The sequence below is a fragment of the Mesorhizobium sp. ESP-6-2 genome, assembly GCF_020164675.1.
Classification (GTDB): Bacteria; Pseudomonadota; Alphaproteobacteria; order Rhizobiales; family Rhizobiaceae; genus Mesorhizobium.
In genome coordinates this window covers 468767-491980 of the sequence record NZ_JAIUGT010000003.1, presented here as the reverse complement: position 1 = coordinate 491980, position 23214 = coordinate 468767, and the positions used below count along the sequence as shown (strand labels likewise).

The following is a 23214-nucleotide window of genomic DNA, read 5'->3' as shown; positions in this document are numbered from 1 at the left end:
GTGAAACGGATCTGGCGTTCGTCGGTTCCAAATGTCGTGTCGAAATGCGGCTGAAGCGAACCTGAACTTGGGTCATTCCCCGGCGCGAATGAGGCAGAAACGTGACGTTGCATCTTCGCAACAGCGAAATGTCAGCAGATGGGCCGTGCTTCGCCGTACGCGGCTTGGTGCAAGGAGTCCGGCCCCCTATATTGTTTCGAAGCTGGCTCATTGCGGGCCGGCTAGAGATGCCGAACCGGCCGTTTCGCCACAATGCTGCCGCAGGTGCGAACGCCATTTAACGGGTGGCGGGCCATAATTTGCCGGCGCCCTCCTTCGCGCCGAAACCGAGGATTGACAACAGATGAGCAAAGCCACCGCGGCGCTGGTGACGGGCGGGGCAAAACGGATCGGTAGCGCGATTGTCGAGGATCTCGCCGCCCACGGTTTTGCCGTCGCCATTCACTGCAACCGCTCGCGCGACGACGCGGATGCGCTTGCCCAGCGGATCAACCGCGCCGGCGGCCACGCCGCCGTGGTCGCCGCCGATCTGACCGACATGGCCGACGTCGGCGGCCTGATCGGCCGCGCCGAAGCCGCGCTCGGGCCGATCTCGCTACTAGTCAACAACGCTTCGCTGTTCGAGGACGATTCGGTTCTTGACTTCGACTGGGAGGGCTGGGACCGCCACTTCGCCATTCATGTGAAGACCCCGGCGCTGTTGGCGCAGAACTTTGCCCGGGCACTGCCGGACAGGCGAGAGGGGCTGATCGTCAACATGATCGACCAGCGTGTCTGGCGGCCGACGCCGCGCTACTTCTCCTATGCGCTGTCCAAGTCCGCCTTGTGGACGGCAACCCAGATGATGGCGCAGGCGCTCGGCCCGCGCATCCGCGTCAACGCCATCGGTCCCGGCCCGACCCTGAAGAACGCGCACCAGGACGACAGCGACTTTGCCGCGCAACTCGCCGGTCTCATTTTGAAACGCGGCCCGCAATTGCCGGAATTCGGCGCCACAATCCGCTATCTCTGGGAAGCCCGCTCGATCACCGGGCAGATGATCGCGCTTGATGGCGGCCAGCATCTTGCATGGCGCACACCTGATGTGACAGGCATGACGGAATGAGTCCTGCAGAGCAGAAACACAAGATGCGTGGCGGCGCCGACGATCTGCCTCCCGAAATCGACGTCGAGGACGAGGCGGCGGAGGAGATCGTCGAACCGGCCGGCCCGGACGTCGCCTTCACCGCCATCGACTGGACGCCGCATGCCGGCGATGCCGACGGCATGGTCGGCGCCGAGGTGATCCAGACGCTGGTCAAGCGGCTGCCCAATGCGCCGGGCGTCTACCGCATGATGAATGCCAATGGCGACGTGCTCTATGTCGGCAAGGCCCGCAGCCTGAAGAAGCGCGTCACCAATTACGCGCAAGGTCGCTTCCACACCAACCGCATCGGCCGCATGGTGCGCGAAACCGCGACGATGGAGTTCGTCGTCACCCGCACCGAGATCGAGGCGCTGCTGTTGGAGGCCAACCTCATCAAGCGGCTGCGGCCACGTTTCAACGTGCTGATGCGCGATGACAAGTCGTTTCCCTACATCCTCTTGACCGGTGACCATGTCTCGCCCGGCATCTACAAGCATCGCGGCGCGCGTTCGCGCAAAGGTGATTATTTCGGCCCATTCGCTTCCGCGGGCGCGGTCGGCCGCACCATCAATTCCTTGCAGCGCGCCTTCCTGCTGAGGAGTTGCACCAACTCCTTCTACGAGAACCGCACGCGGCCCTGCCTGCTCTATCAGATCAAACGCTGCGCCGGTCCCTGCACCGGCGAGATTTCGCATGGCGACTATGCCGAGCTGGTCGCGGAGGCGAAGGATTTTCTTTCCGGCCGCAGCCAGAAGGTGAAGACCGAGATTTCGGCCGCCATGCAACAGGCCTCGCAAGATCTCGATTTCGAGCGCGCCGCCATCTATCGAGACCGGCTGGCGGCACTCTCGCACGTGCAGAGCCACCAGGGCATCAATCCGCAGACCGTCGACGAGGCCGATGTCTTCGCAATCCATCAGGAGGGCGGCCAGGTCTGCATCCAGGTGTTCTTCTTCCGCACCGGCCAGAACTGGGGCAACCGCGCCTATTTCCCTAAGGCCGATCCGGCGCTGGAAGGCGCAGAGGTGCTGGGCTCGTTCCTGGCGCAGTTCTACGACGACAAGCCGACCCCGCGGGCCATTCTGCTGTCGCACGCCGTGGAGGACCAGGAACTGTTGGCCGAGGCGCTCTCGACCCGCGCCGGCCGCAAGGTGTCGATCTCGGTGCCGCAGCGTGGCGAGAAGAAGGACCTGACCGATAATGCGTTGCAAAATGCCCGCGAGGCGCTCGGCCGCCGGCTGGCCGAAACCTCAACGCAGGCCAGGCTGCTTGCCGGCTTTGCCGAGACCTTTGGCCTCGAAAAGCCGCCGGTGCGCATCGAGGTCTACGACAATTCGCACATCATGGGCACCAACGCCGTCGGCGCCATGGTCGTGGCCGGGCCGGAAGGTTTTGTGAAGAACCAGTACCGGAAATTCAATATCCGCTCGACCGAGATCACGCCCGGCGACGATTTCGGCATGATGCGCGAAGTGATGGAGCGGCGCTTTTCACGGTTGCTCAAGGAGCATGGCGATGTGACGCCCGACGATGCTGCGGCAGGCGAGGCGGACAGCGATGAAGGCGACATGTCAGGCGGCTTCCCTGCTTGGCCGGACGTTATCCTGATCGATGGCGGCCAGGGCCAGATGAGCGCCGTGCGCAAGATCCTCGCCGATCTCGGCATCGAGGACCGGGTCGTGGCCATCGGCATCGCCAAGGGCCAGGACCGCGACGCGGGCCGCGAGCGCTTCTTCGTCAAGGGCAGGGACTCGTTTTCCCTACCGGTACGCGATCCCGTGCTCTATTTTGTCCAGCGCCTGCGCGACGAGGTTCACCGTTTCGCCATCGGCTCGCACCGGGCTCGCCGCAAGAAGGAGATGGTCAAGAGCCCGCTCGACGAGATCGGCGGCATCGGTCCCAGCCGCAAACGGGCGCTGCTGATGCATTTCGGCACCGCCAAGGCGGTCGGTCGCGCGGCAATCGAGGACCTGGTAAAGGTCGACGGCATTTCCGAGCAGGTGGCCAGACTGGTTTACAACCATTTCCACGAGAACTGATGCATGTCGCCCGAAAGCCGCCGTCAGCTCCCGGGCGAAGCAAGGAGCGGCGCGGCGGAGCCCGCGAGATGACGAGATTGGCCTATTTTTGCTGGCCAATCGATTTTGGCCTGTTGACCCCCTACATCAGCTTCTGATTTGAGTACGCAGGCAGAAAGAGTTCCCCCGAATATGGCTCAGCGCGCGTTCAACCTCCCGAACATCCTCACCTACGCCCGCATTATCGCGGTGCCGCTGGTGGTGCTGTGCTTTTTCCTCGAGGGACATCTGAAGTCGAGCGACTTCGCCCGCTGGTCGGCGCTGATCATTTTCCTGCTTGCGTCCATCACCGATTATTTCGACGGCTATTTCGCCCGCGCCTGGAAGCAGACCTCGAACATCGGCAAGATGCTCGACCCCATTGCCGACAAACTGCTGGTCGCGACATGCCTGCTGCTGCTTGCCGCCGACACCGACCGCCATGCCGGCATTGCCGGCTGGTCGCTGTGGGCGGCGATCATCATCCTGTGCCGCGAAATCCTGGTTTCGGGGCTGCGCGAATATCTGGCGGCGCTCAAGGTCTCCGTGCCGGTGACGCAGCTTGCCAAATGGAAGACCACCATCCAGATGGTCGCTATCGCCTTCCTGCTCGCCGGTCCGGCCGGCGACAAGATTTTTCCGCTCACCACACAGACCGGCCTGGTGCTGTTGTGGATCGCAGCCCTGGTCACGCTTTACACCGGCTATGACTATTTCCGCGCCGGCCTCAAGCACATCATGGACGAATAGGATGACGAAGCTCATCTACTTCGCCTGGGTGCGGGAGCGAATCGGCAAGCCGGACGAAGACGTGGACTTGCCGCATGGCGTCGACACCGTCGCGGACCTCTTGCGCTGGCTGAAGTCGCGCGGCGAGGAATACGAGCATGCGCTGCGATATCCCGACGTGATCCGCGTCGCTATCAACCAGGAACATGTCGAGCACGGCGAGAAAATATCAGGCGCGCGCGAGATCGCGCTGTTTCCGCCGATGACCGGGGGCTGAGATGGCCGGCGCGGTCGTACCTGCCGTGCGCGTCCAGCGCCGAGATTTTGACGTTGCCGCCGAAATCGCCAGACTGACGCGAGGCCGCGCCGACATCGGCGCTGTGGTCACCTTCTCGGGCCTGTGCCGTGACGAGCAGGGGACGCTCTCGGCGCTTGAGCTCGAGCATTATCCGGGCATGGCCGAGGCCGAAATCGGCCGCATCGCGGCCGAAGCGGTTCAGCGCTGGCCGCTGCAGGGCATCACCGCCATCCACCGCCACGGCAGAATTCGGCCGGGCGAGAACATCGTGCTGGTGGTGGCGGCCTCCGCGCATCGGCAAGCCGCGTTCGAGGCGGCGAATTTCCTCATGGATTATCTGAAGTCGCGCGCTCCCTTCTGGAAGAAGGAGCATCGCGCTGACGGCTCCGAAGGCGGCTGGGTCGAGGCCAAGGAGAAAGACGAACAGGCGGCAGGACGCTGGAGGCCACCGTCCGAATAAATTCGGCCTCAGCCACGCATTGACCGCAATCCTTTGGCCAATTCGTTGTTGGTCAGCCTGGGCTGTGGCCAGCCCGGGGAAGGAGATGGTCATGCTGGACAGGATAGCGGAGTTCTTCGTCTTCGGTTTCGTGCCTCTGGTCGTCGGTATACTTGCCGTGCCGGAACTCTCCGTGGCCGCCGAAAAAGCCCTGAAGGGCGAGGTGACCTACCGCGAGCGCATCGCCTTGCCGCCCAATGCCGTGCTCTCGGTCCAGCTTGCCGATGTGTCGCTCGCCGACGCTCCCGCCAAAATCATCGGCGAGCAGAAGCTGACGCCCGCAGGCCAGGTGCCAATCAGTTTTACGGTCACATTCGATCCGTCCCGGATCCAGCGGCGGATGACCTATGCGTTGCAGGCCCGCATCACCGTCGGCGACAGGCTCCTGTTCATCTCGGATGAGCGCCATCAAGTCGATCCGCTGACCTATGCGCCGCAAACAATCATGCTCAAGATGGTGACGCCAAGCCCCGAGCCCATTGCTTCCGTTCTCGATCAGCTTTGGCTGCTCGACTATGTCCACGGCGTAGCCATCACCGCGCAAGCGACATTCCGGGTGAGTGAAGCAGGCAAGGCGGGCGGCAACGGTCCCTGCAACAGCTATTTTGCCACCGCCAACCTCAATGGCCAGGAGATCGCGATCAGCGACATCGGCTCGACCTACAAGGCCTGCGCGCCCGAGGTGATGGCGGAGGAAAAGGCGCTGTTTGAGGCTCTGGCAAAGGCGGCTTCGTATAAAGTCGATGCCGGCAAGTTGACCATCGCCGACGGGAACGGCCGCGAGATCCTGCGTTTCAGCGCCGCGAGCTGATGTCATGAAACGGCTGTCGGCGGAGGTCAGCCGCTCATTTTTTCGAACACGGCGCCATAGTGGTAGGGCGGCACCTCGACCAGCTCGATGAATTTGAGGCCGGCCGCCTCGACGGCCGTGATGGTCTGTTCCGGCGATATCCTCAATTCGGTCTTCGGTCCGCGGGGCTCGCCGAGCACCGTGGTTTGTTCACGCGGCTGCCGATGCCAGTTGACGACAACAAAGCGTCCGGCAGGGACGAGCGCTTCGCTGATGGCTCGCGCCAGCCGTGGCCGGTCCGGCACGCCGTGAAAGGCGTTTGCCATGAAGATGAAATCGACTGGGCGGGATATCAGGCTCGCGAGTTCATAGGCATCGCCCGCGACGAGATCGAAATTCCTCGTGCCGTTTTCATTGAGCCGGCGACGGGTGACGTCGAGCAGGTCGGTATCGATATCGATGCCGACGACATGGCGGGCGACTTTGGCGATGGGCAACGTAAACCAGCCGTCGCCACAGCAGAGGTCGGCCACCTCCATGCCCGGCTTCAGTCCCGTTGACGAAAGCACGGCACCGGGGTCGGGCCACAGCACCTCCCACCAGCCGCTCGATGGCATCTCGGTGCCCTGGAAGAAACCGGGAATGGTGCTGGTCATGCTTCGCCGGCTCCCTGTGCCTGACCGACTTTAGCGCGGGCAAGGGTTCAACGGCAGTGCCGGATCGATCCGTTTCAATGAAAAAGGCCGGCAATCCGCCGGCCTTTTCGGTCACAATGCCAAGGTCGGCTCAGCCGACGATCTCGGTGTCGGAGAACCAGTACTTGATCTCCTGCGCGGCGGTTTCCGGCGCGTCCGAACCGTGCACCGAATTCTCGCCGATCGACAGCGCATGCACCTTGCGGATGGTGCCTTCGGCGGCGTTGGCCGGGTTGGTGGCGCCCATCACCTCACGGTTCCTGGCAATGGCGTTCTCGCCTTCCAGCACCTGCACGATCGTCGGCGCCGACGACATGAATTCGACCAGCTCGCCGAAGAACGGACGATCCTTGTGGACGGCGTAAAAACCTTCCGCCTCGCGGCGGCTCATCCACACGCGGCGCGAAGCGATGACGCGCAGACCGGCATCTTCCAGCATCTTGGTGATGGCGCCGGTGAGATTGCGCCGCGTTGCGTCCGGCTTGATCATGGAAAAGGTGCGTTCGAGCGCCATGGGTCGTCCTTGTCTGGTTGGATTGGGAGTGGCGGGCTCTATACAAGCCGGCCGGCCCATTGCCAAGAGGAAGTCGCCAGAGGTGTCGACGGGGGAAGTCGACGCCATGCGCGTTTGCGTGCCGGGCCGATTATCGGCGATGCCGCCGCCAGCCCGAGATCGGACGGCTGCAATATAAGGCTTTGCTTGCTATAGTCGCGTGTCGGCGCCGCGCTGAGGTCGGCCCGGATGGAGACCATGACCATGACAGACGATCGCCAGGAGCGCATTCGCAGCCGCGCACATCAGATCTGGCAGGAAGAAGGGCAACCGGCCGGACAGCATGAGCGCCATTGGCAACAGGCGACGGCCGACATCGACCAGGAGGATGCAGGGTCATCCGCGGTGAAGAAGTCAGCAAGAAAGGCGCCCGTCGCCGGCAAGGCAAAAACCGCGCCCAAAGAGGCCAAGACCGGCAAGCCAAAAAAGGCGGCCAAATAAGATTTGGCCATATCGGAGCCGATGGCTCGTCGTTAGCCCTGCCGCAAGGACAGGCGCTACGGTTTCACGCGGCCGCCGCAACCGCCCGACCCAGCCCGCCATGCAAGTCGAGGCAGCGGGCGAACCACTGCGCCACGACATCATGGTCTTCGAGCAATGGGTAGGGCGAGGCGATGCGTGCCCATTGCAGCGCGCCGAACACGATATAGTCGGCAAACAGGGGCGAATCTCCGCCGATGAATGGCTGATAGGCGAGCATCGAGCGCAGCGGCTCCAGCGAAGCTCTGAAATTGCCAAGCCCGGCGTCCCGCGCGGCCATCACCTCTTCCAGGCTCTTGCCCAGGCGCTGCTCCCGGCTCTGGCGGAAATAGGCGGCGTTCTCCGTATCCTGCATGGCATAAAGGTCCATGATCGCTGCGGTGGTCACATAGGGATGGATGGTCAGTTGCGACCAGCGCTCGATGAAGCGCGCCATAGCCTTGCCGCCTTCCCCGCCAAACAGCGACGGCCGGTCCGGATAGGTTTCGTCGAGATAAAGCGCGATGGCGAAGGAATCCGCGACGACCGTCTTGCCGTCGCGGATCACCGGCACGAGTTTCGAGGTACCGCCCTCGACGCGGGGCACTTCGAGAAAACGCGTCGGTACCGCGCTGATCTCCAGCCCCTTATGCGCCAGCGCCATCGTCGCCTTCCAGCAATGCGGGCTGAAGGGGCGGCTGGCGTCGCGTCCGACGAGATCATAAAGCAGAATGGTCATTGGCGGCGGCTTCCTTGCGGTTTAGGTATCCCGCAACGCCTCGACACAGGCCGGCGGGAGAAAAGATGAAACGGCACTTCATGATGTTTGCGGCCTATAATCAATGGGCCAATGGCCGCATCTACGATGCCGCCGCCCATCTCGACGAAGAGGAATTCAATCGCGACGTCGGCGCATTCTTCGGCTCGATGAAGGGCACACTCAACCATCTCCTGGCCGCCGATCGCATCTGGATGAAGCGCTTTACCGGCGAGGGCGATGCGCCGACGGCGCTGGACGCCATACTGTACCAGGCGTTGCCGGGCCTGTGCATGGCGCGCGAGACGGAGGACCGGCGGATCGTCGACTGGGTTGGCGGTTTGAGCGACAAGGCGCTGTCGGGCCGCTTTATATACATGACGGTATCGGACATGCGCACCGTCTCGCAACGGCTGGCTCCGGCGCTCGACCACGTCTTCAACCACCAGACCCACCACCGCGGCCAGGCCCATATGATCCTGACGGTTCTGGGCCGCCCTTCCGTGCAGCTCGATCTGGCGCATTTCCAGCGCACCGAGGAAGGGCGCGCATACGCCTGATTTCGGCCGCCGGCTCCGGTAGAGCAGTTTTCACCGTTTCACGGAAACTGCGAACTGAAGGCCGAAAGACGTTGGAGCGCGTTATGACCGGCGGCGCGTGTTTTAGAGATATTGGCCTCCCAACCGGGCCGCCTAAGTCTGCCGACCCCAAAAATTAGCTTTTCTAATTTGCACGGAGCCGATTTCCGTAAAAAATATTTGACTGCAAGTCTTGATTCGTTTTGAGATTTGCTGGTCCGTTTGGGGGATGCGGTTAAATAAATGCATCGACGAAATTCTTCTCTGGGGTAGACGATTTTGTCGCAAATAGGGTGAAAGATTTGTCAAATATCGAGGATAAGACCGTTATCGAGCTGACCGCTGACATTGTCTCGGCCTATGTCGGCAACAACCCGCTGCCGGTTTCCGGCCTGCCTGACCTGATTGCCAGCGTCAGTGCCTCGGTGCGAAAGCTCGGAGGTGCGGTTGTCGCCGAAAGCCCAAGCCTGGTTCCTGCGGTGAACCCGAAGAAGTCGGTTTTTCCCGACTACATCGTCTGCCTGGAGGACGGCAAGAAGTTCAAGTCGCTCAAGCGGCACCTCAGGACGGACTATGGGCTGAGCCCGGATGAGTATCGCACCAAATGGGGCCTGCCCCCCGACTATCCGATGGTCGCTCCGAACTACTCAGCGACACGGTCAGCGCTGGCGAAGTCGACGGGACTTGGCCGCAAGCCGGCAGCGCCGGCCCCTGTGGCCAAGGCGACAAAGCGCGGCAAAGCCAGCGCCTGAGCGCGGCCGACCGCAGCCGGAAGCCACTGAGCTGCGATGTTGACGGCGCCATTGCGCGCGCCGTTTTCATGCCTTGCGTGGCCAAGCGGCCCGCAAGGTCTTGCGAAGCGCCGGTCTCCCGTGCAAAAGCGCGGCCATGCTTATCATCAACGACCTCTCGCTGCGCATGGCGGGGCGCTTGCTTCTCGACCATGCCTCGCTGACCTTGCCGGCCGGCACCAAGGCCGGACTTGTCGGCCGCAACGGCACCGGCAAGACCACGCTGTTCAAGGCCATAACAGGCGATTTCCCTTCCGAGACGGGCTCGATCAGCCTGCCGAAGAACACCCGCATCGGCCAGGTGGCGCAAGAGGCGCCCGGAACCGAGGAGCCGCTGATCGAGATCGTCCTCAAAGCCGACCTCGAGCGCACGGCGCTGCTCGAGGAGGAAAAGACGGCGACCGATCCGCACCGCATCGCCGACATCCATATGCGGCTGGCCGATATCGACGCGCATTCGGCCGAGTCGCGCGCCGCCACCATTCTCGCTGGTCTCGGCTTCGACGACGCGGCGCAGCGCCGCCCGGCCTCCTCGTTTTCCGGCGGCTGGCGCATGCGCGTGGCACTCGCTGCCGTGCTGTTTTCCGAACCCGATCTTCTGCTGCTCGACGAGCCGACCAATTATCTCGATCTCGAAGGCACGCTGTGGCTCGAGAACTATGTTTCCAAATATCCGCACACGGTGCTGCTGATCTCGCACGATCGCGACCTGCTTGACCGCGCCGTCAATTCGATCGTCCATCTCGACCAGAAGAAGCTGACCTTCTGGCGCGGCGGCTACGATCAGTTCGAACGCCAGTACACCGAGCAGAAAGAACAGCAGGAAAAGGGCCGCATCAAGCAGGAAGCCGCCCGCAAGCATATGGAATCCTTCGTCGAGCGTTTTCGCGCAAAGGCTTCCAAGGCAAGACAGGCTCAGTCCCGCATCAAGGCGCTTGAAAAGATGAAGCCGATCACGGCCATCGTGAACGACACGGTGCGGCCATTCTCTTTCCCGGAGCCGGTGAAGACGGTGGCCTCGCCGATCGTCGCGCTGAACAATGTCAATGTCGGCTATACCCCCGGTGAGCCGATTCTGAAGAAGATGACCTTGCGCATCGATGCCGACGACCGCATCGCGCTGCTTGGCGCGAATGGCAACGGCAAGTCGACCTTCGCCAAGCTTCTCTCCGGCCGCCTGAAGCAGGAGACCGGCACCATGACCGTGGCGCCCGGGCTGAAGGTGGCTATCTTCGCGCAGCACCAGCTCGACGATCTCAGGCCTGAGGAAAACGCCTACGAGCATGTTCGCAGGCTGATGCCGGAAGCGCCGGAATCGAAAGTGCGCGGCCGTGTCGCCCAGTTTGGGCTCACCACCGAAAAGATGAACACGGCGGCGAAAGACCTGTCCGGCGGCGAGAAGGCGCGGCTGTTGATGGGTCTGTCGGCCTTCGAGGGGCCGAACCTGTTCATCCTTGACGAGCCGACCAATCATCTCGACATCGACAGCCGCGAATCCTTGATCCATGCGCTGAACGAGTTCCCCGGCGCCGTCATCCTGATCTCGCACGACCGCCATCTCCTGGAGGCGACGGCGGACCGGCTGTGGTTGGTCAAGGATGGCGCGGTCAATCCCTATGACGGCGACCTCGAAGACTACAAGACGCTGGTCACCGGCGTGTCGGGCGACAGGCGCGAGCGGCGCGAGGCGGAAAAAGCCTCGAAGGCCGACCGCCGCCGCGAGGCGGCCCAGCGCCGCGCCGCCTTTGAGCCGCTGGCCAAGGAAATTCGCGCCACCGAAGCGCTGATTGACCGCATCCGCAAGCGCATCGACGGCATCGAGGACGAACTGGCCAACCCGGCGATCTACGAAAAGGATCCGTCGACGGCGACAAGGCTGGCGAAGGAGCGATCGCAACTCGCCCAGACGCTTGCCGGCCAAGAGGAAAAATGGCTGACCATGTCGGCAGAGTACGAGGAAGGCACGGCGGAGTAGTTACCCTCCCCATCATGGGGAGGGTCAGATCTGGCCCTACCCGCCTTGCCCGAAAGCGGCTAAACAAGTGCCATGAACCAGCACGCCAGCCTTCGCATCGGCCATTCGGCCTGTCCGCATGATTGCCCGTCGACCTGCGCGCTCGAGGTCGAGTTGCTTGACGGCAACCGCATCGGCCGCGTCCATGGCGCCAAGGCAAACACCTACACGTCGGGCGTCGTCTGCGCCAAGGTCGGGCGCTATGCCGACCGCGTCCACCATCCCGACCGCTTGCTGAAGCCGCTGGTGCGCAAAGGCGCCAAGGGCGAGGGCGCCTGGCAGGAAACAAGTTGGGAGGCGGCGCTGGACCTCGTCGCCGAAAAGTTCACCGCGGCCGAGGCAAAATACGGCTCGGAGACGGTCTGGCCCTATTTTTATGCCGGCACGATGGGGCTGGTGCAGCGCGACGGCATCGAGCGGCTGCGGCATGCGAAGAAATATTCGGGCTTCTTTGGCTCGATCTGCACCAACCTGGCCTGGACCGGCTGGATGATGGGGGCGGGCGCGCTGCGCGGTCCCGACCCGCGCGAAATGGCCAAGTCCGATTGCGTGGTGATCTGGGGCACCAATGCCGTGGTGACCCAGGTCAACGTCATGACCCACGCCATCAAGGCGCGCAAGGAGCGCGGTGCCAGGATCGTGGTCATCGACGTCTATGAGAACGCCACGATGAAGCAGGCCGATATGGGGCTTGTCCTGAAGCCTGGCACCGATGCCGCGCTGGCTTGCGCGGTCATGCATGTGCTGTTCAGGGAAGGCTTGGCCGACCGCGCCTATCTCGAGAAATACACCGATGACCCGAAAGGTCTGGAAGCCCACCTGCGCACGCGCTCACCCGAATGGGCGGCCGCGATCACCGGATTGACTGTGGCCGAGATAGAGAACTTCGCCCGTCTCGTCGGCACGACCAGGAAAACCTATTTCCGCCTCGGCTACGGCTTTGCCCGCCAGCGCAACGGCGCGGTCAACATGCATGCCGCCTCCTGTATCGCCGCGGTCACCGGCGCCTGGCAATATGAGGGCGGCGGCGCCTTCCACTCCAATTCCGGCATCTTCAAGCTCAACCAGGAGGTGCTGGAGGGCACGCGCATGCGCGATCCCTCGATCCGCTATCTCGATCATTCGCGCATCGGCCCGGTGCTGACGGGGGCGCCGGATGCGCTGTATGGCGGGCCGCCGGTGACGGCGCTGCTCATCCAGAACACCAACCCGGCCAATGTCGCGCCCGAGCAGCGGCTGGTGAAGCAGGGTTTCTTGCGTGACGACCTGTTCACCTGCGTGCACGAGCAGTTCATGACCGACACGGCCAGGCTCGCCGACGTCGTGTTGCCGGCAACGATGTTCGTCGAGCATGACGACATCTACAAGGGCGGCGGCAACCAGCACATCACGCTCGGCCCAAAATTGATCGAGCCTCCGGAAGGGCCGCGCACCAACCATTTCGTCATCGAGCAATTGGCTGAGCGCCTCGGCGTCGCCGACAGGCCGGGCTTCGGCCTCACCGAGCAGCAGCACATCGACCTCATCCTCGGCAAGCGCGGGCTGGGCAGCTTCGCCAGTCTGAAGGAGCAGAAATGGGTCGACCTGCAGCCGGATTTCGAAACCGCGCATTTCACCAAGGGCTTCGGCCATGCTGACGGCAAATTCCGCTTCCGCGCCGACTGGGCCGGACAAGCCGCCCCCAACCGGCCGCCGAAAAGCATGGGCCTGTTCGGCCCGGTGGAGCAGTTGCCGCAATTTCCCGATCATGTCGACCTGATCGAGGTTGCCGACGAGGCGCATCCGTTCCGGCTGGCTACGTCGCCGGCGCGCAACTTCCTCAACTCGACCTTTTCCGAAACGCCGGTGTCGAAGGCCAAGGAGGGCCGGCCGGAATTGCTCTTGCATCCCGACGATGCCGCCGCACACGGTTTGGCAGAGGGCGACCGTGTCGAGGTCGGTAATGCGCGCGGCGAGGTGGTGCTGCATGCAAGGCTGTTCGACGGCATCAAGCGCGGCGTGGTGATCGCCGAAGGCATCTGGCCGAACAGCGCGCATGAGCGCGGCGAGGGCATCAACGTGCTGACTGGCGCCGATGCGCCCGCACCCTATGGCGGCGCGGCATTCCACGACAACAAGGTGTGGCTGCGCAAGGCGGGGTGAGCGGTCTGACCAGCTCACACCGGCAGGGCTTCTACCGTCCTTTTTCTGTTCTGCAGGAGACGGATGTCGTCGGCGATCGCCTGGGCTTCGATTCCGATTTCGCGCAGCAGGCCGGTGACCGAATTGTGGTAGCCGACGAGATAAAGGCCGAGTTCCGAAGCGCGCGTATTCACGCCACTGGCGCCAGGCTCGACGCCGGGTTCGAGGAATTTGGCATAGGCTGGGCGGTAGCCGGTAGCGAAGATGATCGCGTCGAAGTCGCTGTGCCGACCATCGACGAAACGGGCGCCGCCTTCTGATATCTCGGCAATGTCGGGCGCGACCTTGATCGCGCCTTCGCGGATCTTGCCGATGGTCCCGACATCGATCACCGGGATGCGCGACGCCAGGGATATCTGCTCCAGCAATCCCTGCTTGGGCCGTTTGAGCCCATATTTCTCCAGCCTGCCCAACACCAGATCGAGAATAATAGGAAAGACGGCGTCGTTGACGCGTCGCGGCCCCAGGCGCGTCGCCATGCTGACGACCTGGATGGGCACACCGAGCAGTTCGCGCGGCACGATATGGACGCCGCCGCGCACGGAGATCGTCGGATGCGCGCCGCCTTCCGCCAGGTCGAGCGCGATCTCGGCGCCGGTGTTGCCCATGCCGACGACCAGCACCGACTGGCCGGCAAACTGCGTGTTGTTGCGGTAGTCGGCGCTGTGCAGACTTTTGCCCTTGAAACTGCCGGCGCCGGCGAATGCCGGCATCCGCGGCTCGGCATTGTATCCGGACGCAATCACCACATGGGAAGCGCGCACGGTGCCGGATGTCGCTTCGACGCGCCAGCTTCTGCCCTGCCGGCCGATCGCCCGCACCGCTTCTCCAAAGCGGGGCCGCAGATCGAAGCGTTGCGCATAGGCATCGAGATATTCGACGAACAGATCGCGCGGCACATAGCGCGGGTAATCCCTGGGGAAGGGCACGAAGGGCAGGGATGAATAGCGCTTGGTCGTGTGCAGGTGGACGCGCTCGTAATGGCGTCGCCAGGCGGGAGCGGGACGCTGTTCTTTTTCAAGCAGGATGAAGTCGACACCGGCCTGCCGCAGGCACGCGGCAACGGCCAGGCCCGCCGGCCCGGCACCGATAATCGCAACCGGGGTGGTGTCGTCCAAGCGCGCCTCCCGCCAATTCGCGATGCGGAGAATGGCGAAAGCATGCCAGACATGCAACCCGATCGCTCATCCCGGCAGCGGCACCGTCAGGCCGACCTTGACGCGGTCCATGGCCACGAAGGTGCGGAATTTACGGACATTGTTGCTGTCGAAGAACAGGCGCCGTGTCAGCGCCTCATAGGCGCTCATGTCGGCCACTGTGATGGCCAGGATGAAGTCGGCCTCGCCTGTCACATAGTAGCATTGCTGGACTTCCGGCGCCGCCAGGAATTCGCGCTTGGCCGCGTCGATCAGTTCGGTGCGTTCGCTTTCGAGTTCGACCTCGACGAAGATGGTGATGGGCTGGCCGACCGCCGCCGGTTCGATGACCGCGACATTGGCCGCGATGACGCCGGTCTGTTGCATGCGCTTGATACGGCGCTGCACCGCCGGCGCCGACAGGTTGACGGCCTCGCCGATCAGTCGCTGCGGCGTCGTGTTGTCCTTCTGCAGCACGGCGAGAATGGCGAGGTCGAAACTGTCGAGCGAGGATGGCAAGGCGGGCAATGGCATGTCCTGAAGAAACAAACTTGCATTTCGGGGCCTTGAATACAGCGCTTTTTGCGCCTGCCTTGCAATATAGTCTCGTTGTCAGCCAAGGAGGCCTTGATGTTCCTGCTCAACCGCAATGCCTTTCACGGCAGCCCACTCGATCCGGTCGACGCCGAAACGCTCGGGGTTGCGGGGGCCGACGCGGCCGAGCGTTTCCTGTCCCATCGCGACATCAATCGGGAGACGCCGTTGCATGCGTTGCCGGCGCTGGCCGCGGAACTGGGCATTGGCGCCATCCACCTCAAGGATGAGGGTTTTCGCCTCGGTCTCGGCAGCTTCAAGGCGCTTGGCGGTGCTTATGCCGTCGTTCATCTGGTGCTGGAGGAAGCCGGCCGCCGGCTTGGCAGGCCGCTCGACATCGCCGATCTCGATCAGCCCGATGTCAGGGCGGTCGCCGCTTCCATGACCATGGCTTGCGCCACCGACGGCAATCACGGCCGCTCGGTGGCACAGGGCGCCGAGCTTGTCGGCGCGAGGGCGGCGATCTTCGTCCATGCCGGCGTCAGCGACGAACGCATCACGGCCATCGCCCGCTACGGCGCCGAGATCATCCGCGTCGACGGCAACTACGATGATTCGGTCAGGCAAGCCGCACGCGTGGCGGCGGACAAAGGCTGGACCGTCGTGTCGGACACCTCGTGGCCCGGCTATGAGCGCATTCCGGGCCTCGTCATGCAAGGCTACACCGCGATCATGCGCGAGGCGCTGCGCCAGCTCGGCGAACCGCCCACCCACGTCTTCGTCCAGGCCGGGGTCGGCGGCATTGCCGCTGCCCTGGCTGGTCATCTCGCCATCGTGCTCGGCGATGCCAGGCCGGTCTTCACGGTGGTCGAGCCCGCACGTGCCGCTTGCATCTTGGGCGCCGCCAGGGCTGGCCATCCTGTCAAGATCGCGCATGGCGAAGCGACTGTCATGGCGATGCTCGAATGCTACGAGGCGTCGCCTGTCGCCTGGCGCGTGCTGGCGCGTGCCGCCGATGCCTTCATGACCGTCGACGAGGAGGATGCGGTCGCCGTGATGCGGAGGCTTGCGCGGCCGGCCGGAGGTGATCCGGCCATCGTTGCCGGCGAAAGCGGCGGGGTCGGCCTGGCCGGACTGATCCGGGCGCTCGCCGACAACAGGGCCGAACTCGGCCTCGACCGGACCTCGCGGGTGCTCGTCGTCAACACCGAAGGCGCCACCGATCCCAAGCGTTATGCCGAACTCGTCGGCGTGGCCGCCGCGGACGTGCTTGCGGGCAAGGTACTTGCTGGAGCAACGCCATGATCTCGGTCGACGCGCAGCGGCTGCTTGGCCGTATTCGGGCCCTCGGCGCGATCGGCCGCGACGGCGAGGGCCGGCTGGTGCGGCTTGCCGCCTCGGAGGCCGACCGGCAGGGCCGCGACCGCTTCGTCGGCTGGTTGCGCGAGGCGGGGCTCGAAGTCGCCATCGACCGCATGGGTAATATCTTCGGCATCTGGCGCACGCCTGAGAATGCCGGGCAGGCGCCGATCCTGATAGGCTCGCATATCGATACGGTCATAGATGCCGGCATTTATGACGGCTGCTACGGCGTGCTGGCCGGACTGGAGACAATCGAGACACTGAAGGCCTCAGGCTTTGTCCCGTCGCGCCCGTTGGCCATCGCGGCCTTCACCAATGAGGAAGGCGTGCGCTATTCCCCCGACATGATGGGCTCGCTGGTTCATGCCGGCGGCGTCGCGATCGAGGAGGCGCTGGCGGCCGTGGGGACCGACGGCAGCGTGCTCGGGCAGGAACTGGCGCGCATCGGCTATGCCGGCGACGAACAGCCGGGCTTCCTAAAGCCGCATACCTATCTCGAACTGCATATCGAGCAGGGCCCGGTGCTGGAGCGCGAAGGCGTGCCGATCGGCGCGGTGGAAAACCTGCAAGGCATCTCCTGGCAGCGCATCACCATCGACGGGGTCGCCAATCATGCCGGCACCACGCCGATGTCGATGCGCAGCGACGCCGGCCATGCGGCCGCGCGTGTCGTCACCTTCCTGCACGATCGTGCCAAGGCTTCGAACACGCCGACCGTCGCCACCGTCGGCACGATGCGTTTCGAGCCCAACGCCATCAACGTCATTCCCTCGCGAGCGGTCTTCACCATCGACCTGCGCGATCCTTTCGAGCACCGGCTGCAGGCGGAGGAAGCAGCACTCGCCGCTCACCTCGAAGAACTCGCCGCCGCCGAAGGCGTGACGATCTCGGTCGAGCGGCTGGCGCGCTTCGAGCCGGTGATCTTCGACAGCCGCATCGTGGAGCTGATCGAGGCCGCCGCCGACAATCGCGGGCTGGTTTCGAAGCGCATGACGTCCGGCGCCGGCCATGATGCGCAGATGATGGCGCGTATCGCACCTGCCGCGATGATCTTCGTGCCGAGCGCCGGCGGCATCAGCCATAATCCGCGCGAATACACCGGCGATACCGAGCTCGTCGCCGGCGCCAACATTCTGCTCGATGTCGTCACCCGACTTGCAACCTAGTTGAGAGGGGCGGAGAAATGGCCAAAATCGATCTCGATGCCTTGAAGCAGGAGATGACGGGCTGGCGGCGCGATCTGCATGCCCATCCGGAATTCGGGTTCGAGGAAAAGCGCACCGCGGCCTTCGTCGCCGCCAAACTGCGCGAATTCGGCCTCGACGATGTGACCGAGGGCGTCGGCGGCACCGGTGTCGTCGGCACGCTGAAGCGCGGCAGCGGCAACAGGGCGATCGCGCTCAGGGCCGATATGGATGCCCTGCGCATCACCGAGCAGTCGGCCGTGGCCTATCGCTCGCAAAATCCCGGAATCATGCACGCCTGCGGCCATGACGGCCACACCACCATGCTGCTCGGCGCGGCCAAGCTGCTGGCCGGGGAGGGCGGGTTCAACGGCACGGTGCGCTTCATCTTTCAGCCGGCCGAGGAGTGGGGCAGGGGCGCGCTGGCCATGCTCGACGATGGGCTGATGCGCCGCTTTCCCTTCGATGAGATTTTCGGCCTGCACAATCTGCCCGGATTGCCGATTGGCCATTTCGAAACCCGCCCCGGCCCGATGATGTCGGCTGAGGATATCTTCGAGATCGTTCTGAGAGGTCTTGGCGGCCACGCTGCCGGGCCGCACGACGGCCAGGAGACACTGGTCGCCGCTTGCGCGCTGGTCACCAATTTGCAAACCATCGTCTCGCGCCGGCTGAGCCCGGCCGACATATCGGTGGTCTCGGTAACCGAACTGATCACCGACGGCACCCGCAACGCGCTGCCCGGCCTTGCCCGTATCCTGGGAGACGCCCGCAGCTTTCGCCCCGAGGTCAGCGCCGAGATCGAGAAGCAGATGCGCACCATCGCCGCCGGCACCGCCGCCGCCTACAACGTCACCGCCGAGGTCGCCTACAGCAGGGAATTCGTGCCGCTGCACAACGACGCCGAATTGGTCGACGAGGCCTTTGCAGCCGCCGGAAACGTGTTCGCGCCCGAAGGCGTCGCCCTCGCCCGCGAACCGATGACCGGCTCTGAGGATTTTGCCCGTTTCCTCGATCACGTGCCCGGCTGCTTTGTCTTCCTCGGCAATGGCGATACGGCGCCGCTGCACAATCCGAGCTACGACTTCAACGATGACGGCCTGCTGTTCGGCACGAATTTCCATGCCGCGGTCGTTAGACGTCGATTGGGAGCATGAACGGCGCGGTCCTTCCGGAACTTTGCGGGAAGCCAAAGGGGTGGAATCCCCATGACGCTGCGGCAAGACTCAGCTAACATCCACTTTGCGGCGGACCTGATATCCGCCTGGCCGGCGCTATCAGGCACCTCCCAAGCGGCGCCGGCCGTCTTTTCCAGCCTGTGCCTGGTGCTGTCCCACTATGGTCCGCGGCGTTGCTGCACGCATGCCCAACTCATTTGCCGGTCTTATCGGCTACAGGATTGCCGTCGGCGTGTGGGTTTTCCGCTGCCGGAGCCTTGGTTGGCGGGACGTTGTTGTCGCAGGCCGAGACTGCCAGAATGATCAGCAAGAGGCCTAGGGAGAGCTTCTTCATCGCTACCTCCTCTCGCCTGACAACGAGACGACCCCGGTTTGGTTGCGACGATCAAGCCGAGGAACAAAAGCTCATGTCTTCGGTTGGATCAGGCAAAGGAGGACTGCTGGATGATCCGTCTGCTCTTGGCCTGCACCATCGCCTTTGTCACTTACCGCCTCGCGCGCAAGCTGATCGAGGACGTGCCCGACACCGTCGATCCCCTGTTGCTGCCGGTCCCAAAAAATGATCGGGAGGCATTGCGCAGGCAGTCTGCGGCGATGGGTGTCGATCCGGAACGCTGACCTGTCGACCTTGAGCTCGCTGCGCCGCTTCCTTGTTGCGAACAAAGCGGAAACGATGCTTGATGGGCGATGAACCTTGCCGCTCTTGATTCGACATTTCGGGAACCGACCGAACAGCCTGCTTATCTCGCAAGGCTGAACGATGCCCAACGCCAGGCCGTCGAGCATGGCGACGGCAGGATCGCCGGACCGCTGCTGGTCATTGCCGGCGCCGGCTCGGGCAAGACCAACACGCTGGCGCATCGCGTCGCCCATCTCATCGTCAAGGGCGCCGATCCGCGCCGCATCCTGCTTATGACGTTTTCACGTCGCGCGGCCTCCGAAATGGCCAGGCGCGTCGAGCGCATCGCTGGCGAGGTGCTCGGCCGTGACGCCTCGATCGTCACTGACGCGCTGACCTGGGCCGGCACCTTCCATGGCATCGGTGCACGGCTGCTGCGCGACTACGCGCAGGAGATCGGCCTTGATCCGGCGTTCACCATCCACGATCGCGAGGATTCGGCCGACCTGATGAACCTGGTGCGCCACGAGCTCGGCTTCTCGAAGACGGAAGCGCGCTTTCCCACCAAGGGCACCTGCCTTGCCATCTATTCGCGCGCCGTCAACGCGCAGGCGCCGCTCGGCGAGGTGCTGGGCTCCGCCTTTCCATGGTGCGCCGGATGGGCTGAACAGCTGAAGCAGCTGTTCGCCGGCTATGTCGAGGCCAAGCAGGCGCAGAACGTGCTCGATTACGATGACCTGCTGCTCTACTGGGCGCAGATGACGGCAGAACCGGAGATAGCGACGCACCTGGGCGGGCGCTTCGACCATGTGCTGGTCGATGAATACCAGGATACCAACCGGCTGCAGGCCTCGATCCTCGTGGCGCTCAAACCCGATGGCGCCGGCCTGACGGTGGTCGGCGACGATGCGCAATCGATCTATTCGTTCCGCGCCGCCGAGGTGCGCAACATCCTGGACTTCCCAAACCAGTTCGCGCAGGCCGCCGATGTGGTGATGCTGGAGCGCAACTACCGCTCGACCGAAACCATTTTGGCCGCCGCCAATGCGGTGATCGGCGAGGCCTCGGAGCGCTTCACCAAAAACCTGTGGTCGGAGCGCAAATCCGCCGCCAAGCCGAGGCTGGTGACTGTACGCGACGAGGTCGAGCAGGCCAATTTCGTCTGCGAGGTGATCCTGGCCGAGCGCGAGGCCGGCACGGCGCTGAAATCACAGGCGGTGCTGTTTCGCGCCTCGCACCACAGCGGGCCTCTGGAAATCGAGCTGACGCGGCGCAACATTCCCTTCGTCAAGTTCGGGGGGCTGAAATTCCTCGATGCCGCTCACGTCAAGGATGTGCTGTCGGTGCTGCGCTTTGCCGAAAACCCGCGTGACCGCGTCGCCGGATTTCGCGTGCTGCAGCTTTTGCCGGGCATCGGCCCCTCGGCCGCCGCGCAGATCGTGGAGACGATGACATCGGCGCTGGACGAGGCGATGGGCCTTGCCGGCTGGCGGCCGCCGCAGCGCGCGGCGGATGACTGGCCGGGGTTCGTCTCGCTCTACTCCGGCCTGCGCGCCGGCGCCAAATGGCCGGCCGATCTCGAACAGGTCAGGCTCTGGTACGAGCCGCATCTCGAGCGCATCCACGAGGACGCAACCACGCGCAGGGCCGACCTTTTGCAGCTCGAGCAGATCGGATCCGGCTACGCTTCGCGCGAGCGCTTCCTCACCGAGCTGACCCTCGATCCGCCCGATGCAACCAGCGACCAGGCCGGGCCGCCGCATCGCGACGAGGACTATCTGATCCTGTCCACGATCCACTCGGCCAAGGGGCAGGAATGGAAGAACGTGTTTGTGCTCAACACTGTCGATGGCTGCATTCCGGCCGATCTCGGCGTTGGTACCAGGGAAGATATCGAGGAGGAGCGCCGGCTGCTTTACGTGGCGATGACAAGGGCCAAGGACAGCCTCAACCTGGTCATGCCGCAGCGCTTCTTTCCGCATGGCCAGGCGGCGCGCGGCGACCGCCATGTCTATGCCTCGCGCACGCGCTTCATCCCGGCTTCCCTCCTTGCGGCATTCGAACAGACGGTATGGCCGGCAGCGCAAGCAGCACCGGGCAGGGCGCCCCGGCCGGAGATACGCGTCGACATTGGCGCGCGCATGCGCGGCATGTGGAAATAGCCGCAGCGATGGCGCCAGTCAGGATCGCAATTGCCGGTGCGCTCGGCCGCATGGGGCGCCAGATGACGGACGCTGTGCAGGCCGACTCGCGGCTGGCGCTCACTGCCCGCTTTCATCGACCGGGGATTGCCGGCGATGGGCTGGTCAGCCGCGACGAGGCGCTCGGCCTGGCCGATGTGGTGATCGATTTCACCACGCCGGCGGCATCGGCCGATCTGGCGAGAGCCTGCGCCGGCCGTCGCGGGCCTGCCATGGTCATTGGCTCGACCGGTTTCGATGACGCTGAATTGGCAGCCATCGCCGATGCCGCGAAAGCCGTCGCCATCGTGCGCTCCGGCAGCTTTTCGCTTGGGCTCAACATGCTGGTCGGATTGGTCGAGCAGGCGGCGAGAGCGCTCGGTTCCGCGGACTGGGATGCAGAGATTTTCGAGGCGCATCACCGCAACAAGATCGACGCGCCATCGGGCACCGCCCTGATGCTCGGCCAAGCCATTGCCGACGGACGTGATGTCGAGCTCGATGCGATGGCGAGGCGTGTTCGCGATGGTGTCACCGGTGCGCGGCCTGCCGGCGAGATCGGCTTCGCGGTGCTGCGCGGCGGCAGCATCGTCGGCGAGCACAGCGTCAGTTTCTGCACCAGGGGCGAGACCGTTACCCTGTCGCATGCGGCCGAGGATCGCGTCATGTTCGCTCGTGGCGCCCTCGCCGCAGCCCTCTGGGTGGCCGGGCGACCGCCCGGTCAATACGATATGCGCGACGTCCTTGGCTTTGGCGCTTCTTGACGGGCCAGAACCCGCCGCTTTCCATTTCTCCAGTCGCCAAATGACTGAAGGCTCGGGCCTGCCACGGCGAGTGCGAAGCCACCCCGTGGAGAATACGGCGCGCCTCTGGGCCGTCCTCCACCCCGTTTGCAAGCCATAATCCCGATCCAGCTCAACGCCCGGATGCCGCTCGCGCGACCGCTCCTGCATAAAACCGAACCGTTCGGTTCGATTTCTATTGACGGACCGTGCATCAAACGGTGAACGCAGGCTCCGCAAAAACGGGTAGGCGCAATAGAGTTCCCTCAATAAGACACTGAATAGAAACGATAAAATTGTGGCATGCAGCGAGGGTTTTCAATTTCAAGGGTCATTCCCAGAGCTTTTTCGGCACATTTTCGTGACTGGAAACGACAACATCGCAGACCCATCTCGGGGTGGTCCGAGCGACGCGAAATCCTCCCAAGGGCACGCCACTAGACGGACAGAACAAACATACTGGAGTAACCAAAATGACCAAGATCGCTCTTACCGCCGCCGCCATCCTCGTTGCCACGGGCACAGCTTTCGCCGGCAGCGACAATTATGGTTCGGCCAACGCCAATCAGCCCGCCGCCGCTGTCGACCATTCCGTTACCGCTTCGACCTCGAAGACGAACGGAACCGTCCAGGCCCCGGCTTCGCAGGGCGCCGACCGCAACCTTTTCGGCCGCTAATTGCGACTGCCGACATCAACCACTTGAACTCAGGA

The 23214-nt window shown here is 63.9% G+C and carries 24 protein-coding genes; 18 read left to right on the top strand and 6 right to left on the bottom strand.

Annotation, left to right across the window (positions count from 1 at the left end; all coding sequences use genetic code 11):
- Positions 1–343 precede the first annotated feature (343 nt).
- The 6 genes from LB532_RS11955 (at position 344) to LB532_RS11930 (ending at position 5520) form a co-directional block, all read left to right on the top strand.
- A complete protein-coding gene (locus LB532_RS11955; RefSeq protein ID WP_140637631.1) occupies positions 344–1105 on the top strand; it encodes an SDR family oxidoreductase in 762 nt (253 codons plus the stop codon).
- Positions 1102–3165 (top strand): excinuclease ABC subunit UvrC, encoded by a 2064-nt coding sequence (uvrC, locus tag LB532_RS11950; protein ID WP_140637633.1) that lies wholly within the window; start codon positions 1102–1104, stop codon positions 3163–3165. The genes LB532_RS11955 and uvrC overlap by 4 nt, the downstream gene beginning before the upstream one ends.
- A 171-nt stretch (positions 3166–3336) precedes the next feature.
- Positions 3337–3933 carry a CDP-diacylglycerol--glycerol-3-phosphate 3-phosphatidyltransferase gene (gene pgsA / locus LB532_RS11945; RefSeq protein ID WP_140494400.1) on the top strand — a complete coding sequence of 199 codons (597 nt, stop codon included), beginning with the start codon at positions 3337–3339 and terminating at the stop codon, positions 3931–3933.
- Between the two features lies 1 nt (position 3934).
- Positions 3935–4189, top strand: a complete 255-nt coding sequence (gene moaD, locus LB532_RS11940; RefSeq protein ID WP_140637634.1) for a molybdopterin converting factor subunit 1 — start codon at positions 3935–3937, stop codon at positions 4187–4189.
- Position 4190: 1 nt separating this feature from the next.
- Positions 4191–4670, top strand: coding sequence for a molybdenum cofactor biosynthesis protein MoaE (locus LB532_RS11935; protein WP_140637636.1), 480 nt, complete (start codon positions 4191–4193; stop codon positions 4668–4670).
- A gap of 91 nt (positions 4671–4761) precedes the next feature.
- Positions 4762–5520, top strand: coding sequence for a YbaY family lipoprotein (locus LB532_RS11930; RefSeq protein ID WP_140637638.1), 759 nt, complete (start codon positions 4762–4764; stop codon positions 5518–5520).
- A gap of 26 nt (positions 5521–5546) precedes the next feature.
- On the opposite strand, the gene LB532_RS11925 is transcribed toward LB532_RS11930, so the two are convergent.
- Positions 5547–6155 carry a class I SAM-dependent methyltransferase gene (locus tag LB532_RS11925; protein ID WP_140637639.1) on the bottom strand — a complete coding sequence of 203 codons (609 nt, stop codon included), beginning with the start codon at positions 6153–6155 and terminating at the stop codon, positions 5547–5549.
- Positions 6156–6285: 130 nt separating this feature from the next.
- On the bottom strand, positions 6286–6708 hold the full coding sequence (gene ndk / locus LB532_RS11920) for a nucleoside-diphosphate kinase (protein WP_010915217.1): 423 nt from the start codon (positions 6706–6708) through the stop codon (positions 6286–6288).
- A 228-nt stretch (positions 6709–6936) separates the two neighbouring features.
- On the opposite strand from ndk, the gene LB532_RS11915 reads away from it, so the two are divergent.
- Positions 6937–7188: a DUF2934 domain-containing protein gene (locus tag LB532_RS11915; protein ID WP_224556804.1), complete on the top strand. Its 252-nt coding sequence runs from the start codon at positions 6937–6939 to the stop codon at positions 7186–7188.
- 64 nt (positions 7189–7252) lie between these two features.
- On the opposite strand, the gene LB532_RS11910 is transcribed toward LB532_RS11915, so the two are convergent.
- A complete protein-coding gene (locus LB532_RS11910) occupies positions 7253–7945 on the bottom strand; it encodes a glutathione S-transferase family protein (RefSeq protein WP_140637641.1) in 693 nt (230 codons plus the stop codon).
- Between the two features lie 65 nt (positions 7946–8010).
- Between LB532_RS11910 and LB532_RS11905 the strand changes: the two genes are divergently transcribed.
- The 4 genes from LB532_RS11905 to LB532_RS11890 all read left to right on the top strand — a co-directional run bounded on the left by LB532_RS11905 (position 8011) and on the right by LB532_RS11890 (position 13488).
- Positions 8011–8523, top strand: coding sequence for a DinB family protein (locus tag LB532_RS11905; protein ID WP_140637643.1), 513 nt, complete (start codon positions 8011–8013; stop codon positions 8521–8523).
- A gap of 320 nt (positions 8524–8843) precedes the next feature.
- A complete protein-coding gene (locus tag LB532_RS11900) occupies positions 8844–9293 on the top strand; it encodes a MucR family transcriptional regulator (protein ID WP_140494381.1) in 450 nt (149 codons plus the stop codon).
- A gap of 136 nt (positions 9294–9429) precedes the next feature.
- A complete protein-coding gene (locus LB532_RS11895; protein WP_224556803.1) occupies positions 9430–11307 on the top strand; it encodes an ABC-F family ATP-binding cassette domain-containing protein in 1878 nt (625 codons plus the stop codon).
- A gap of 72 nt (positions 11308–11379) precedes the next feature.
- Positions 11380–13488, top strand: a complete 2109-nt coding sequence (locus LB532_RS11890) for a molybdopterin-dependent oxidoreductase (protein WP_140637646.1) — start codon at positions 11380–11382, stop codon at positions 13486–13488.
- A gap of 14 nt (positions 13489–13502) precedes the next feature.
- On the opposite strand, the gene LB532_RS11885 is transcribed toward LB532_RS11890, so the two are convergent.
- Positions 13503–14645 (bottom strand): flavin-containing monooxygenase, encoded by a 1143-nt coding sequence (locus LB532_RS11885; protein ID WP_140637648.1) that lies wholly within the window; start codon positions 14643–14645, stop codon positions 13503–13505.
- 66 nt (positions 14646–14711) lie between these two features.
- The gene (locus LB532_RS11880) at positions 14712–15191 is read right to left on the bottom strand and encodes an Lrp/AsnC family transcriptional regulator (RefSeq protein ID WP_140637650.1); all 480 of its coding nucleotides are present in this window, start codon (positions 15189–15191) and stop codon (positions 14712–14714) included.
- A 102-nt stretch (positions 15192–15293) separates the two neighbouring features.
- Here LB532_RS11880 and LB532_RS11875 point away from each other — a divergent pair, with 102 nt between their 5' ends.
- Genes LB532_RS11875 through LB532_RS11865 form a run of 3 tightly spaced genes read left to right on the top strand, consistent with a single transcriptional unit; the run spans position 15294 to position 18900 of the window.
- Positions 15294–16502: a diaminopropionate ammonia-lyase gene (locus LB532_RS11875; protein ID WP_140637652.1), complete on the top strand. Its 1209-nt coding sequence runs from the start codon at positions 15294–15296 to the stop codon at positions 16500–16502.
- Complete coding sequence (locus LB532_RS11870; protein ID WP_140637654.1) at positions 16499–17725, top strand: Zn-dependent hydrolase; 1227 nt, start codon at positions 16499–16501, stop codon at positions 17723–17725. Before LB532_RS11875 ends, LB532_RS11870 begins: the two co-directional genes overlap by 4 nt.
- Before the next feature lie 17 nt (positions 17726–17742).
- Positions 17743–18900 (top strand): M20 aminoacylase family protein, encoded by a 1158-nt coding sequence (locus LB532_RS11865; protein ID WP_140637656.1) that lies wholly within the window; start codon positions 17743–17745, stop codon positions 18898–18900.
- Positions 18901–19114: 214 nt separating this feature from the next.
- On the opposite strand, the gene LB532_RS11860 is transcribed toward LB532_RS11865, so the two are convergent.
- Positions 19115–19255: a hypothetical protein gene (locus LB532_RS11860; protein WP_181169230.1), complete on the bottom strand. Its 141-nt coding sequence runs from the start codon at positions 19253–19255 to the stop codon at positions 19115–19117.
- Positions 19256–19365: 110 nt separating this feature from the next.
- Between LB532_RS11860 and LB532_RS11855 the strand changes: the two genes are divergently transcribed.
- The 4 genes from LB532_RS11855 to LB532_RS11840 all read left to right on the top strand — a co-directional run bounded on the left by LB532_RS11855 (position 19366) and on the right by LB532_RS11840 (position 23179).
- A complete protein-coding gene (locus LB532_RS11855; RefSeq protein WP_181169231.1) occupies positions 19366–19539 on the top strand; it encodes a hypothetical protein in 174 nt (57 codons plus the stop codon).
- Positions 19540–19608: 69 nt separating this feature from the next.
- The gene (locus LB532_RS11850) at positions 19609–21702 is read left to right on the top strand and encodes an ATP-dependent helicase (protein ID WP_140637657.1); all 2094 of its coding nucleotides are present in this window, start codon (positions 19609–19611) and stop codon (positions 21700–21702) included.
- Positions 21703–21710: 8 nt separating this feature from the next.
- Positions 21711–22484 carry a 4-hydroxy-tetrahydrodipicolinate reductase gene (gene dapB / locus LB532_RS11845; protein ID WP_140637659.1) on the top strand — a complete coding sequence of 258 codons (774 nt, stop codon included), beginning with the start codon at positions 21711–21713 and terminating at the stop codon, positions 22482–22484.
- A 491-nt stretch (positions 22485–22975) separates the two neighbouring features.
- The gene (locus tag LB532_RS11840; RefSeq protein WP_140515477.1) at positions 22976–23179 is read left to right on the top strand and encodes a DUF680 domain-containing protein; all 204 of its coding nucleotides are present in this window, start codon (positions 22976–22978) and stop codon (positions 23177–23179) included.
- Positions 23180–23214: the final 35 nt, after the last annotated feature.

Coding starts and splice junctions, on each gene's coding strand:
- LB532_RS11955 (WP_140637631.1), top strand. CDS start 344: ATGAGCAAAGCCACCGCGGCGCTGGTGACGGGCGGGGCAAAACGGATC.
- uvrC (WP_140637633.1), top strand. CDS start 1,102: ATGAGTCCTGCAGAGCAGAAACACAAGATGCGTGGCGGCGCCGACGAT.
- pgsA (WP_140494400.1), top strand. CDS start 3,337: ATGGCTCAGCGCGCGTTCAACCTCCCGAACATCCTCACCTACGCCCGC.
- moaD (WP_140637634.1), top strand. CDS start 3,935: ATGACGAAGCTCATCTACTTCGCCTGGGTGCGGGAGCGAATCGGCAAG.
- LB532_RS11935 (WP_140637636.1), top strand. CDS start 4,191: ATGGCCGGCGCGGTCGTACCTGCCGTGCGCGTCCAGCGCCGAGATTTT.
- LB532_RS11930 (WP_140637638.1), top strand. CDS start 4,762: ATGCTGGACAGGATAGCGGAGTTCTTCGTCTTCGGTTTCGTGCCTCTG.
- LB532_RS11925 (WP_140637639.1), bottom strand. CDS start 6,155: ATGACCAGCACCATTCCCGGTTTCTTCCAGGGCACCGAGATGCCATCG.
- ndk (WP_010915217.1), bottom strand. CDS start 6,708: ATGGCGCTCGAACGCACCTTTTCCATGATCAAGCCGGACGCAACGCGG.
- LB532_RS11915 (WP_224556804.1), top strand. CDS start 6,937: ATGGAGACCATGACCATGACAGACGATCGCCAGGAGCGCATTCGCAGC.
- LB532_RS11910 (WP_140637641.1), bottom strand. CDS start 7,945: ATGACCATTCTGCTTTATGATCTCGTCGGACGCGACGCCAGCCGCCCC.
- LB532_RS11905 (WP_140637643.1), top strand. CDS start 8,011: ATGAAACGGCACTTCATGATGTTTGCGGCCTATAATCAATGGGCCAAT.
- LB532_RS11895 (WP_224556803.1), top strand. CDS start 9,430: ATGCTTATCATCAACGACCTCTCGCTGCGCATGGCGGGGCGCTTGCTT.
- LB532_RS11890 (WP_140637646.1), top strand. CDS start 11,380: ATGAACCAGCACGCCAGCCTTCGCATCGGCCATTCGGCCTGTCCGCAT.
- LB532_RS11875 (WP_140637652.1), top strand. CDS start 15,294: ATGTTCCTGCTCAACCGCAATGCCTTTCACGGCAGCCCACTCGATCCG.
- LB532_RS11870 (WP_140637654.1), top strand. CDS start 16,499: ATGATCTCGGTCGACGCGCAGCGGCTGCTTGGCCGTATTCGGGCCCTC.
- LB532_RS11865 (WP_140637656.1), top strand. CDS start 17,743: ATGGCCAAAATCGATCTCGATGCCTTGAAGCAGGAGATGACGGGCTGG.
- LB532_RS11860 (WP_181169230.1), bottom strand. CDS start 19,255: ATGAAGAAGCTCTCCCTAGGCCTCTTGCTGATCATTCTGGCAGTCTCG.
- LB532_RS11855 (WP_181169231.1), top strand. CDS start 19,366: ATGATCCGTCTGCTCTTGGCCTGCACCATCGCCTTTGTCACTTACCGC.
- LB532_RS11850 (WP_140637657.1), top strand. CDS start 19,609: ATGAACCTTGCCGCTCTTGATTCGACATTTCGGGAACCGACCGAACAG.
- dapB (WP_140637659.1), top strand. CDS start 21,711: ATGGCGCCAGTCAGGATCGCAATTGCCGGTGCGCTCGGCCGCATGGGG.
- LB532_RS11840 (WP_140515477.1), top strand. CDS start 22,976: ATGACCAAGATCGCTCTTACCGCCGCCGCCATCCTCGTTGCCACGGGC.